Annotated in this window: 9 protein-coding genes and 1 pseudogene; 9 read left to right on the top strand and 1 reads right to left on the bottom strand. The window is 68.9% G+C overall.

Annotation, left to right across the window (positions count from 1 at the left end; genetic code table 11):
- The first annotated feature begins 123 nt into the window (after positions 1-123).
- The 6 genes and pseudogenes from ACFVXC_RS39550 to ACFVXC_RS39525 all read left to right on the top strand — a co-directional run bounded on the left by ACFVXC_RS39550 (position 124) and on the right by ACFVXC_RS39525 (position 8,498).
- The gene (locus tag ACFVXC_RS39550) at positions 124-1,431 is read left to right on the top strand and encodes an extracellular solute-binding protein (RefSeq protein WP_389916144.1); all 1,308 of its coding nucleotides are present in this window, start codon (positions 124-126) and stop codon (positions 1,429-1,431) included.
- Between the two features lie 23 nt (positions 1,432-1,454).
- Positions 1,455-2,387: a carbohydrate ABC transporter permease gene (locus tag ACFVXC_RS39545; RefSeq protein ID WP_389916142.1), complete on the top strand. Its 933-nt coding sequence runs from the start codon at positions 1,455-1,457 to the stop codon at positions 2,385-2,387.
- A gap of 113 nt (positions 2,388-2,500) precedes the next feature.
- The gene (locus ACFVXC_RS39540) at positions 2,501-3,322 is read left to right on the top strand and encodes a carbohydrate ABC transporter permease (protein WP_389916223.1); all 822 of its coding nucleotides are present in this window, start codon (positions 2,501-2,503) and stop codon (positions 3,320-3,322) included.
- Positions 3,323-3,392: 70 nt separating this feature from the next.
- Positions 3,393-4,718 carry a glycosyl hydrolase gene (locus ACFVXC_RS39535; protein WP_389916140.1) on the top strand — a complete coding sequence of 442 codons (1,326 nt, stop codon included), beginning with the start codon at positions 3,393-3,395 and terminating at the stop codon, positions 4,716-4,718.
- A 235-nt stretch (positions 4,719-4,953) separates the two neighbouring features.
- Positions 4,954-7,980, top strand: a complete 3,027-nt coding sequence (locus tag ACFVXC_RS39530; protein WP_389916138.1) for an alpha-mannosidase — start codon at positions 4,954-4,956, stop codon at positions 7,978-7,980.
- A 135-nt stretch (positions 7,981-8,115) separates the two neighbouring features.
- Positions 8,116-8,498 (top strand): annotated as a pseudogene (locus ACFVXC_RS39525) (VOC family protein).
- A 6-nt stretch (positions 8,499-8,504) separates the two neighbouring features.
- Here the strand turns inward: ACFVXC_RS39525 and ACFVXC_RS39520 are convergent.
- The gene (locus ACFVXC_RS39520; protein WP_389916136.1) at positions 8,505-9,206 is read right to left on the bottom strand and encodes a FadR/GntR family transcriptional regulator; all 702 of its coding nucleotides are present in this window, start codon (positions 9,204-9,206) and stop codon (positions 8,505-8,507) included.
- Positions 9,207-9,418: 212 nt separating this feature from the next.
- Here ACFVXC_RS39520 and ACFVXC_RS39515 point away from each other — a divergent pair, with 212 nt between their 5' ends.
- From ACFVXC_RS39515 to ACFVXC_RS39505, 3 genes are read left to right on the top strand one after another with little or no spacing between them, the layout of a single operon-like run.
- A complete protein-coding gene (locus ACFVXC_RS39515; protein WP_389916134.1) occupies positions 9,419-10,504 on the top strand; it encodes a sugar ABC transporter substrate-binding protein in 1,086 nt (361 codons plus the stop codon).
- Between the two features lie 8 nt (positions 10,505-10,512).
- Positions 10,513-12,132, top strand: a complete 1,620-nt coding sequence (locus ACFVXC_RS39510; protein WP_389916132.1) for a sugar ABC transporter ATP-binding protein — start codon at positions 10,513-10,515, stop codon at positions 12,130-12,132.
- The gene (locus tag ACFVXC_RS39505) at positions 12,125-13,162 is read left to right on the top strand and encodes an ABC transporter permease (RefSeq protein WP_389916130.1); all 1,038 of its coding nucleotides are present in this window, start codon (positions 12,125-12,127) and stop codon (positions 13,160-13,162) included. Before ACFVXC_RS39510 ends, ACFVXC_RS39505 begins: the two co-directional genes overlap by 8 nt.
- Positions 13,163-13,208 lie beyond the last annotated feature (46 nt).

Below are 13,208 nucleotides of genomic sequence, written 5' to 3'. Positions count from 1 at the left end.
GGCCGCTCTGACCTGCGCAGTTGATGAAGGTGGCAAGGAATAATCAACGAATCCATTGACTTTTTACCGTAGTTCCATGCAAGGTCTGCCTCACGCTGGGCCGAGCAAAGGAGCCGTTTCACCGTGCGTATCTCCCAACACCCCCGCATCACCAGAAGGGCAGCCGCCGCTGCCGCCGCCCTCGCCGTGCTTCTGCCGTTGAGCGCCTGCGGCGGAGGAGGTGACAGCGGTGGCTCGACGGACGCGTCCGGCAAGATCGAGGGCGAGATCACCTTCCAGACCTGGAACCTGAAGGCGAACTTCAAGCCGTACTTCGAGGGCGTCGTCAAGGGCTTCGAGAAGAAGTACCCGGGCACGAAGGTGCACTGGGTCGACCAGCCCGGCGAGGGCTACGCCGACAAGATCAGCGCCGACGCGGCGGCCGGCACCCTCCCCGACGTCGTCAACGTCTCGCCCGACCTGGTGGCCCCGCTCGCCAAGGCCGGACTCGCGCTCGACCTCGACAAGGCCGCGGGCAAGTACGAGAAGGAGTACCTGCCAGGGGCGTGGAAGAGCCACCAGATACCGGGCACGGAGGGGACGTACGCCTTCCCCTGGTACCTGAACACCGGGCCGCTCTTCTACAACAAGCGGCTCTTCGAGGGCGCTGGGCTCGACGCCGAGAAGCCCCCGACGACGTTCGACGACCTCTTCGACGACGCCATGCAGCTGTCGAAGAAGAGCAAGGGCAAGACCGCCACGCTCGCCAACATCCCCACCATCGAGGACTTCGGCCGCTACGGCGTACCGCTGATGGACAAGGACGGGACCAGGTTCACCTTCAACAGCGCCAAGGGCGTCGAACTCCTCAAGAAGTACAAGGAGTTGTACGACGCCAAGGCGCTGGACGGTCAGGCGCTCAACGCGACACCCGAGTCGACGGGCAAGAAGTTCCTCACCGAGGCCGTCGCCATGAACCCCGGAAGCGCCCTGGACCTCGGCAAGTTCAAGAAGGAGGCGCCCTCCCTCTACAAGAACATCGGGATCACCCCGCAGATCACCAACACGGGCAAGGACAACATGTACGTGATGGGGGTGATGGTCAACACGCGCACCAAGCAGACGCCCGCCGCTGTGGCCTTCGCCCACTACGTGACGGATGCCCAGCACCAGATGTCCTTCGCCAAGAAGGTCGCGATCTTCCCCAGCACGGAGGGCTCGCTCGACGACCCGTACTTCACCAAGGATGACGGGACGGACGACACACGCGTGCGCATCGCCGCCGCCAAGTCCATCAAGACCGCGGTGAACTACACGCCCGTGCTGTTCAGCGAGCAGATGAAGATCGAGCTGCGCAACAGCGTGGGCAAGGCCCTGCAGGGCAAGGAGAGCCCCAAGGAAGCGCTTGACAACGCTGTCAAGAACTGCGACCGGCTGCTGAAGCAGAGCTGAGAAGACGACACAGGACCACCACCATGAAAAGCTCCAGCGCCGCCACCGTTCCCCGTGCCGCCGCCGACGGCGGTCCACGGCGCCGCATCAGGCGCCAACTACCGTCGAGCCCCTGGCTGTTCGCCGCGCCCGGGCTGCTGATCGTCGGCATCTTCATCCTCTATCCGTTCGTCAGTACGCTCATCAACTCCTTCACCGACAAGCGGACCCTGATACCGGGGGAGTACGTCGGCCTGGACAACTTCCGGGAGCTGCTGCACGACGACATGTTCTGGATCGGCCTGCGCAACTCGGCGCTCTACGTCGTCGGGGTCGTCCCCGCGCTCGTCCTGCTGCCGCTGCTGCTCGCGATGCTCGTCCAGAAGCACATACCCGGCATCACCTTCTTCCGGTCCGCCTTCTACACGCCGGTGGTCGCGTCCATCGTCGTGGTGGGCCTGATCTGGGTATGGATGCTGGATGAACGGGGTCTGGTCAACGCGCTGCTCGAGGCGGTGGGCGTCGGCTCGGTCGGCTTCCTCAGCGATCAGTGGCTGCTTCTGCTGAGCGCCATGACGGTCACGGTCTGGAAGGGCCTCGGCTACTACATGATCATTTACCTGGCCGCTCTCGCCAACGTGCCGCGCGAGCTGCACGAGGCGGCGTCGGTGGACGGCGCGGGTTCCGTACGCCGCTTCTTCACCGTCACCGTGCCCGCCGTGCGCTCCACGATGGTCCTGGTCGCCGCACTGTCCTCGGTCGCCGCCTTCAAGGTGTTCTCCGAGGTCTATCTGATGGCCGGACCCAACGGCGGTCCGGCGGGCGAGGACACCACGCTCGTGATGCTGGTGCAGCGCGTCGGCACGGGCCTGACCGGCCGCGTCGGGTACGCGTCGGCCATCTCGGTCGTCGTCTTCGTCGTCACCGTCGCGCTGATGCTGCTCGTGCTGCGCGCGGACCGGAAGGAGGACGCGTGAGCATCGCGACGGACACACCGAAGACCGAGCAGGCGGAGAAGAAGGCGGCGGGGAAGGTCCGGAAGGACGGCGCCCGCAAGCGCGGGCGGATCACCGACGAGAACGGCCGCCGGATGCCCGTGTGGGAGATCGTCCTGCGCTACGGGCTCCTGCTCGCCGTACTGGCGTTGATGATCGGCCCCTTCCTGTGGCAGCTGTCCACATCCCTGAAGGGGCCGCACGAGAACATCTTCAGCTCCCCGCCCAAGTTCCTTCCCGGCAGCCCGACCCTCCACAACTACGAGCGGGTCGCCGACACCATCCCCGTCTGGGACTACGCGCTCAACTCCCTGAAGGTGGCCGCCGCGAACGTGGTGACCAACTGCGTGGGCGCCACGCTCGCGGGCTACGCACTCGCGCGCCTGCGCTACCGGGGCCGCAGGGCGGCCACGATCGTCTTCATCCTCGCCATGCTGGTGCCCGTGGAGGGCATCATCATCGCCCAGTTCACGACCATGCGGGAGCTGGGCCTGAACAACACCCTCATCGGTGTGCTGCTGCCCGGATGCGTCTCCGCGCTCAACGTCCTGCTGATGCGCAACGCCTTCCTGAACCTGCCCTACGAGATCGAGGAGGCGGCGTACGTCGACGGCGCGAACGTATGGCAGCGGTTCCTGCGGATCGCCCTGCCCGCGGTCAAGGGCACCCTCGCCGTGGTGGCGATCTTCGCCTTCATGGGCGCGTGGGACGACTTCCTGTGGCCGCTGATCGTGCTGAGCGACCCGGACAGGTTCACCCTGACCATCGGCCTGAACTATCTGCACGGCACCTTCGCCAACGACGAACGGCTCGTCGCCGCGGGCACGGTCATCGCCGTGCTTCCGCTGATCGTGCTCTTCGCCTGTCTGCAGCGGTACTTCTTCCGCGGGGTGGGCGAGGGCGCCGTGAAGGGCTGAGCGCGACCGCCGCATTTCCGTACCCCGGGCCCCGCACCGGGCCCCCACACCCCCGAGAACCAGGACTCGCATGCCCAGCACCACACGTGTGCCTTCTGCCGACGCACCGCCCGCATCGTCGGAACAGCCCGCACCGTCCGCGCCGTCCGAACCGCCCGCACGGTCCGCGCCGCGCTTCGGCGCGAACTACACGCCGAGCCAGGGCTGGTTCCACCACTGGCTCGACTTCGATGTCGACGCGGTGCGCGCCGATCTCGACGCGATCGCCGCGCTCGGGCTCGATCACATCCGGGTCTTCCCGATCTGGCCGTACTTCCAGCCCAACCGCACCCTGATCAGACCTCGTGCCGTGGAGCAGCTCGTCGCCCTCGCGGACGCCGCGGCCGAGCGCGGGCTCGACGTCAACGTCGACGGACTGCAGGGGCATCTGTCGAGCTTCGACTTCCTGCCCGCGTGGACGCAGACGTGGCACCGGCGGAACATCTTCACCGACCCCGATGTGGTGGCGGGGGAGGTCACGTACTTGCGCACGCTCGCCGCCGCGCTGGCCGACCGGCCGAACTTCATCGGCATGACCATCGGCAATGAGGTCAACCAGTTCTCGGCGGGACCGCACCCCGATCCGGACCGCATCACGCAGGAGCAGGCGGGGGAGTGGCTGCGGCGGGTCCTCGCCGCGTGCGAGGAGGGCGCCCCCGGCAAGCTGCATCTGCACGCCGAGTACGACGCCGCCTGGTACCAGGACGACCAGCCCTTCACCCCGGCCCAGGCCGCGCGGCTCGGCGGCGCGACCGCCGTGCACTCCTGGGTGTTCAACGGCACCGCCCAGCGGCACGGGCGCGACGGGGTCGCCACCGCGCACCACGCGGCGTACATGATCGAGCTGTCCAAGGCATGGGCGGACGATCCGCACCGCCCCGTCTGGCTCCAGGAGGTGGGCGCGCCCGCTCCCCTCATCCCCGCCGAGCACGCGGCGTCCTTCACCGAGGCGACGGTGGAGGCGGCGCTCGACTGCACGGACGTGTGGGGGGTGACGTGGTGGTGCTCGCACGATGTGTCGCGTTCCCTTGCGGACTTCCCCGAACTCGAATACAGCCTGGGTCTGTTCACCAACGACGGCCGGGTCAAGCCCGGGGGTGAGGCGCTGGCCCGGATCGCCAAGGAGTGGCGGGGGCGGGAGTACGCGCCCGCGGTGCGGGGGACCGCTCTGGTGGTCGACGACGACCCCGCGCGGCGGTCCGCGTGTGCGCCCGGGGGCGCGGTGTTCGAGACGTTCGCCCGCCTCGTCGCGGACGGGGTCCGGCCCACCACCGTTCTGGCGAGCAGGGCTGACGACTCTGCGCATCTGGCTGCGCGGGGTATCACGGAGGTTGTGCGGGCGAGGGAGGTCGGCTAGGTCGAAGAAGGGGTTCTTTCCCCGATCCCGCCCCTTCCCGGCTGTATCTATTGGCGGCCCCGCCGCGCAGGGGGCTCCGCCCCCAGACCCCCGCTCCTCAAACGCCGGAGGGCTGAAGGAATCAGCCTGTGCGGCGGTTGAGGACGAACTCGGCGCAGCCGGTGATCAACGGTACGCGGGCCGGGGAGATGAACCGCCCCCCTCACCCGCACCCCACACACAAACGGAGAGCACCATGCACGACGACCGCACCCTCGTGGAAGCCCGCCTCAAGCGCGTCCTCGACGAGCGCATCCGCCCCGCCGTCTACCCCGAGTCCATCCCCCTGGACATCGCCGTATGGACCGCCCCCGGCGAGCCCGTGCCGGTCGAAGAGGGCCTCGCCGCCACCCCCGAGCCGACCAGGGCGGGCGCCGCCTGGGGCGCCCCCTGGTCCACCAGTTGGTTCCAGGTGACGGGCACCGTGCCCACGGAATGGGCGGGGAAGACCGTCGAGGCCATCCTCGACCTCGGCTTCGACGAGAACATGCCCGGCTTCCAGTGCGAAGGCCTGGTCTACCGCCCCGACGGCACCCCGGTGAAGGGCCTCAACCCCCGCAACCAGTGGGTGCGGATCGCCGCCCCGGCGACCGGCGGCGAAGACGTCAAGCTGCACATCGAGGCCGCGTCCAACCCTGTCATCCTCGACTACCACCCCTTCCTGCCCACGCAGCTCGGCGACAAGGAGACGGCAGGCAGCGAGCCCCAGTACAAGCTCGCCCGCATGGACCTCGCCGTCTTCGACGAGACCGTGTGGCAACTGGTCATCGACCTCGAAGTGCTCGGCGAGCTCATGCTGGAGCTTCCGGAGGACTCCGGGCGCCGCTACGCCGTCGTACGTGCCATCGGCCGCGCCCTGGACGCCGTAGACCTCCAGGACGTGAACGGTTCGGCGCCCGCGGCCCGCGCCGAGCTCGAAGGCGTCCTGACCAGCCCCGCCGAACCCTCGGCCCACCGCATCAGCGCCGTAGGCCACGCGCACATCGACTCCGCGTGGCTGTGGCCGTTGCGCGAGACGGTGCGCAAGGTCGCGCGTACGACGTCGAACATGACCGCGCTCATCGAGGACGAGCCGGACTTCGTCTTCGCGATGTCGCAGGCGCAGCAGTGGGCGTGGGTCAAGGAGCACAGGCCCGAGGTGTGGGCGAAGGTGAAGAAGGCGGTCGCGGACGGGCGGTTCGTGCCCGCGGGCGGCATGTGGGTCGAGTCGGACACGAACATGCCGGGTTCGGAGGCGATGGCCCGCCAGTTCGTGCACGGCAAGCGGTTCTTCCTGGACGAGTTCGGCATCGAGAACGACGAGGCGTGGCTGCCCGACACCTTCGGCTTCGCCGCCGGTCTTCCGCAGATCATCAAGGCGGCAGGATCCAAGTGGTTGCTGACACAGAAGATCTCCTGGTCGCAGACCAACCGCTTCCCGCACCACACGTTCAACTGGGAGGGCATCGACGGCACCAGGATCTTCACGCACTTCCCGCCCGTCGACACCTACAACTGCTCGATGAAGGGCAGCGAGATCGCCCACGCGGCGAAGAACTTCAAGGACAAGGGAGTCGCCCGGCACTCCCTGGCGCCGACCGGCTGGGGCGACGGAGGCGGCGGCACCACCCGCGAGATGATCGCGAAGGCGGGACGCCTCCGTGACCTGGAGGGTTCCGCGACCGTCGAGTGGGAGACCCCCGCCGCCTTCTTCGAGAAGGCCGAGGCGGAGTACCCGAACGCCCCCGTCTGGGTGGGCGAGCTGTACCTGGAGCTGCACCGCGCCACCCTCACCAGTCAGGCGGGCACCAAGCAGGGCAACCGCCGCAGCGAGCACCTGCTCCGGGAGGCGGAGCTCTGGGCGGCCACGGCGGCGGTCCGGGCGCCGGAGTTCGCCTACCCCTACGAGGAGTTGGACCGCATCTGGAAGACGGTCCTGCTCCACCAGTTCCACGACATCCTGCCCGGTTCGTCCATCGCCTGGGTGCACAGGGAGGCGCGTGCGACGTACGCGGCCGTCGCCGACGAGCTGAACGGCATCATCGATGCGGCCCAGCGCGCACTGGCGGGCGACGGCGGCAGTACGGGCACCCTCGTCTTCAACTCCACCCCGCACACCCGGGACGGCGTGCCCGCGGGCGGCGCTCGCCCCGCCGCCATCGACGGCCAGTCGGCGATCGCCTCGCGCGCCGACGGCGGTTACGTCCTCGACAACGGCCTGCTGCGGGTGGAGATCGACGCGCGCGGCCTGATCGTCTCGGCGTACGACATCGTGGCCGACCGGGAGACCGTCGCACCCGGCCAGGCGGCGAACCTGCCGCAGATCCACGCCGACTTCCCGAACATGTGGGACGCGTGGGACGTCGACGAGTTCTACCGGAACACGGTCACCGATCTCACGGAGGCGGACGAGATCGAGGCGGGCGAGGACGGCACGTCGGTCCGTGTCGTGCGGACCTTCGGCGACTCGCGGCTCACGCAGGTGCTCTCCCTGGCGCCCGGCTCCATGCGCCTGGACATCGACACGGAGGTCGACTGGCACGAGACGGAGAAGTTCCTGAAGCTGGCGTTCCCGCTGGACATCCACGCGGAGCGGTACGCCTCGGAGACGCAGTTCGGCCACTTCTACCGGGCCACGCACACCAACACGAGCTGGGAGGCCGCCAAGTTCGAGGCGTGCAACCACCGCTTCGTGCACATGGAGGAGCCGGGATGGGGTGTCGCCCTCGTCAACGACTCGACGTACGGCCATGACGTGACGCGTACGGTGCGCGCGTCGGACGCCGGTACGACCACGACGGTGCGCGCCTCGCTCCTGCGCGCCCCGCGCTTCCCCGACCCCGAGACGGACCAGGGAGTCCACCGCTTCCGGCACGCGCTCGTGCCGGGGGCGGGGATCGGCGACGCGGTGCGGGAGGGCTACTGGATCAACCTTCCCGAGCGGCGGATCACCGGCGGCGCGGAGGTGGCGCCGCTGGTGACGGTCGACAACGACGCCGTGGTCGTCACGGCGGTCAAGCTCGCCGACGACGGCAGCGGTGACGTGGTCGTCCGTTTCCACGAGTCGCGCGGTGGCCGGGCCAAGGCGACGCTGGCCGCGGGCTTCCCGGTCGGCACCGTAGAGGTGACGGACCTCCTTGAGCGGCCCCTCGCGGACGCCGTCGCGCCGGAGCGCTCGGGTGACGGTGTCGCGCTGACGCTGCGGCCGTTCGAGCTGATGACTTTGCGGCTGACGCGGGCGTGATGTCTCGCTGACCAGAGGCTGAGAAGAGGGAGCAGCGCTCAGGCGCCGGACGGGGTGGTGGATCCAGCCCGTCCGGCGCCTGCGTCGTCGTGCCCCGGGGCATCACCGGGGCATCACCGGGACACACTGACCGGCATGCCTGTCCCGCTGCGTCACCTCGTCATCGACGCCCATGATCTGCCCGCCCTGGCCCGGTTCTGGGCCGAGGCGCTGGGCTGGTGGATCCTGTCCGAGCGGGAACGGGAACGGGAACGGGAGGTGGTGATCGGACCGGACGAGACCGCGCCCGTGGGCATCTGCTTCCTGCCGGTGAGGGACCGCGAGGTCGTCAAGAACCGTCCGCATCTCGATCTGACGACTGCCGCGGCGGATCGGGACGAGGAGATCGGGCGGCTGCTTGCGCCGGGTGCCCGCAGGGCGGAGGCCGGGCGGAGCGGTGCGGAGTCATGGACGTGCTGGCCGACCCGGAGGGGAACGAGTTCTGCGTGGTCCGCCCGAAGGAGACCCTCATCGGCTAGGACGTCCTACCCGTCCAGCTGCGCCCGCATCCACTCCTCGACCTCACCCACGTGTGCCGCCGCCGCGGCTCTGGCCGCCTCCGGGTCCCGGGCGACCAGGGCCCGGTGGATGCGGGCGTGCTCCCGGCGGGTGCGTTCGAAGGCGCCCTCCTCCTGGTAGCCGCGCCACACCCGCGCGCGGAACGTGCGTGAGGACAGGCCCTCCAGGATCGCCGCCATCGTGTCGTTGCCCGCGGCGAAGGCGATCGTGCGGTGGAACGCCAGGTCGTGGGAGAGGATCTCCTCCGGGTCCTCCGTGGCGTTCATCGCCTCCAAGTGCTTTGCCACGTCAGCCAGTTGATCGGCCGAGATGCGGGCCGCCGCCAGCGCCGTCGCCGTGGATTCGAGGACCCGGCGTACCTCCAGGAGTTCCACGAGCCGGGGTCCGCGTGACAGGTCGGCCACGACGCCGAAGGTCTCCAGGAGGTCACCGGCCTCCAGTTGAGTGACGTAGATGCCCGAGCCGTGCCGGGCCTCCAGGACGCCCATCACCGTGAGCGCGCGAATCGCCTCCCGCATCGAACTCCGCGAGATGCCGAGCCGCGTGGCCAGGTCCCGCTCCGTCGGCAGCCGCTCGCCCGGTTCGAGTCGGCCCTCGCCGATCATCGCCTTGATCTGCTCGATGGCCCGCTGCGTCACGGTGCCCTTCTGCGGGGCGGTCTGGTCCACGTAACGCTCCTCCACTAGCCGGCTGCGCCGCAGTCTAATCAGAGATGTGGTCGGACCACTACGGCCTGAAACTAGGAAAACTTGGCGTCGAGGGGTGTTGTGAGCGCCAAGTGGTCTGATAAATATTCGCCCATCAGTCGCTGGGGCTCACTGAGTCCCGCCAGAACGCAACCAGGACTTCGCCCGATTCACGCTCGATGAGGAGCCGTCAGATGGCCGGCAGAACAGTGCGCAACAGGTCCAGCAGGGCAGGGATTTCGCGAGCGGCGCGGATCGCCGCCGCGGCGGCCTGCGCGTCCCTCGTGCTCACGGCATGTGGCAGTACGAAGGACAGTGCGGCGCCCGCGGGCGGCGAAGGCGGCGGAGAGGGCAAGGTCGGGGTGATCCTGCCCCTGCTGACCTCACCGTTCTGGCAGTCGTACAACGACTACGTACCCAAGATGGCGAAGTCCGGGGATGTCGACGCGCTGAAGACGGTCAACTCCAACAGCGATCCCTCGCAGCAGATCACCGACATCAACAACCAGCTCAACCAGGGGGTCAAGGGGCTGGTCGTCGCGCCCCTCGACAGCGCCGCGATCTCCGCCGGGCTCGACCAGGCCGAACGCAAGGGCGTGCCCGTGGTCGCCGTCGACGTGGCCCCCGAGAAGGGCAAGGTCGCGATGGTGGTGCGGGCCAACAACGTCGCGTACGGCGAGAAGGCCTGTGACTACCTCGGCGAGCAGGTCAAGACCGGCAAGGTCGTCCAGATCATGGGAGACCTCGCCTCCGTCAACGGCCGAGAGCGTTCCGAGGCGTTCCGCACCTGCGTGAAGAAGAAGTACCCGAAGCTCAAGGTCCTGGAGATCCCCGCCAAGTGGGAGTCCGACACGGCCGCCTCGAAGCTGGACACGCTGCTCAACTCCAACCCCGACATCGAGGGCATCTACATGCAGGCGGGCGGCGTCTACCTCGCCCCCACCCTGCAGACCCTGAAGTCCAAGGGAATGCTGAAGAAGGCGGGCCAGAAGGGGCACATCACCGTCATCTCCAACGACGGCATCCCGCAGGAGTTCGACGCCATCCGCAAGGGCCAGATCGACGCCACGGTGTCGCAGCCCGCCGACGCGTACGCCAAGTACGGGATGTTCTACATCAAGGCCGCCATGAACGGGAAGAAGTTCAAGCCCGGTCCGACCGACCACGACTCCACCATCGTGAAGCTGCCCAGCGGCATTCTCGAGGACCAGCTGCCCGCTCCGCTGGTCACCAAGGAGAACGTGGACGACTCCAAGCTGTGGGGCAACACGGTCAAATGAGTACGCCGATGACCAAGCCCCCCGCGCCAGGGCCGACAGCGCCGACCGCGCTCGTCGAAGCCACCGGCATAGCCAAGCGGTACGGACCCACCGTCGCGCTGCGGGACGGACAGCTGACCGTCCTGCCCGGTGAGTCCCACGCCCTCGTCGGCCGCAACGGCGCGGGCAAGTCCACCCTCGTCACCATCCTCACCGGACTCCAGGCCCCGGACGCGGGCACCGTCCTCTTCGACGGCGAGCCCGCACCACCGCTCACCGACCGCGACGCCTGGCGCCGCAAGGTGGCCTGCGTCTACCAGAAGCCCACCGTGGTGCCCGACCTCACCGTCGCCGAGAACCTCTTCATCAACCGGCAGCCACAAGGGCGCGGCGGCTTCATCAGCTGGCGCAAGCTGCGCACTCAGGCAGCCGAGGTGCTCGACACCTGGGACGTGCGGGTCGACCCGGAAGCGCGCACCGCCGACCTCAAGGTCGAGGACCGCCAAATGGTGGAGATCGCGCGGGCGTTGAGCTTCGGGGCCCGGTTCATCGTCCTGGACGAGCCCACCGCGCAGCTCGACAACCGCGAGATCGAGCGGCTCTTCACGCGCATGCGGGCGCTCCAGGAGTCCGGCGTCACCTTCCTCTTCATCTCGCACCACCTCCAGGAGGTGTACGAGGTGTGCCAGACCGTCACCGTCCTGCGCGACGCCCGCTGGATCACCACCGCGCCCGTCGCTGAACTGCCGCGTGCCGCTCTTGTCGAGGCCATGGCGGGCGAGGCGGCCCTGAGGGACCAGGCCGCTGCCGAGGAGTCCGTCGTGCGCACCGATGTCCCGGCCGACGCACCGGTGATGCTCGACGTCAAAGGCCTCACCAGCGAGTCGTACACGGATATCGACCTGACCGTCCGCAAGGGCGAGGTCGTCGGCCTCGCCGGATCCAGCGGCAGCGGCAAGATCAACCTCGCCGAGACCATCGCGGGGCTGCACATGCCGGACGGCGGCAGTGCTGAGCTCGATGGCAGGCGGCTTCCGTTCGGGGACGTGACCGCGGCTCTGCGGGCCGGCGTCGGCTGCGTGCCGCGCGACCGGCACGACCAGGGCCTGGTCTTCGGGATGACGATCGGCGACAACGCCACGATGACCGTGCTCGACCGGCTCGGTAAGTACGGCTTCGTCGGCACCGAGCGCAAGCGCGGCTTCGCCGAGGAGCTCATCGACCGCCTCGACATCCATGCCGAGGGCCCCGATCAGCCCGTGTCCGACCTCTCCGGAGGCAATGCCCAGAAGGTCGTCATGGCGCGGGCGCTCGCCTCCGACCCCCGACTCCTCGTCCTCATCAACCCCACCGCGGGCGTGGATGTGAAGTCCAAGGAGTCACTGCTCGCCCGCATGGACAACGCCCGCGAGGACGGCACCGCCGTCCTCGTCGTCTCCGACGAGCTCGACGACCTGCGGCGCTGCGACCGCGTCCTGGTCCTCTTCCACGGCCGGGTCGTCGCGGAGCACGCGGCGGGCTTCAACGACCACGACCTGATCGCGTCAATCGAGGGGGTCGGCCGGACGAGCCCCGAAAGCGGCGCGGGGAACGGCGCGACAGGCCCCCACCGGCCCGCGGCCGAGGCACAAGGAGACCACCATGGCTGACATCAAGGCCCCAGCCGCGCAGGCTGCCCCCGCACCGAAGCGCACCGCCGAGAGCCGCGCCGCGAGGAGCATCGTCCTTCGCCGCGCACGCGAACTGGCCCTGGTACCGGCCCTGTTGCTCCTGATGCTGCTCGGTACCCTGGTCAACGACTCGTTCCTCACGGAACGCAACCTCATCTCCATCCTCGGCGCCTCCGCCGCCCTCGCGATGGTCGTGCTCGCCGAGTCTCTCGTCCTGATCACGGGCAAGTTCGACCTGTCCCTCGAATCGGTCGTCGGTATCGCGCCCGCCGTCGGCGCGCTGCTCGTACTGCCCGCCGCACAGGCGGGGTTCGGTACCGAGATGCCCGCCGCCGTGGCGCTGCTCGCGATCCTCGTCGTCGGCGCGGTCATCGGCGCCTTCAACGGCATCCTCGTGGTGAAGCTCAAGCTCAACGCGTTCATCGTCACGCTCGCCATGCTGATCGTGCTGCGCGGACTGCTCGTCGGCGCGACCGAGGGCAAGACGCTCTTCGGTATGCCCGACGCCTTCTACACCCTCGCCACCTCGACGTTCCTGACCATCCCGCTCTCGGTGTGGCTGGCCGCGGTCTCCTTCGGCATCGCGGGCTTCGTCCTCAAGTACCACCGGGTGGGGCGCGCCCTGTACGCGATCGGCGGCAACGCGGACGCGGCACGCGCCGCCGGTATCCGCGTCGAGCGCGTGATGCTCGGTGTGTTCGTCGTCGCCGGTGTCCTCGCCGCCGTCGGCGGACTCATGCAGACCGGCTACGTCGGCGCGATCAACGCCAACCAGGGCCAGAACATGATCTTCACCGTGTTCGCGGCCGCGGTCATCGGCGGCATCAGCCTCGACGGCGGCAAGGGCACCATGTTCGGCGCCCTCACCGGCGTCCTGCTGCTCGGCGTCGTACAGAACCTGCTCACTCTCGCCCAGGTGCCGTCCTTCTGGATCCAGGCCATCTACGGCGGAATCATCCTGGTCGCCCTGATGATCGCGCGCGTCACCACCGGTCGCGCACAGGACTGACCCCGCTCTGGGTTCCCCGCCTCCTTGCCCCTTTCCGGAAAGGCCT

The sequence above is a fragment of the Streptomyces sp. NPDC058257 genome (assembly GCF_042881845.1).
Lineage (GTDB): Bacteria > Actinomycetota > Actinomycetes > Streptomycetales > Streptomycetaceae > Streptomyces.
Note: the sequence above shows the minus strand (reverse complement) of the source record. Positions and strands in the feature narration are given on the sequence as shown.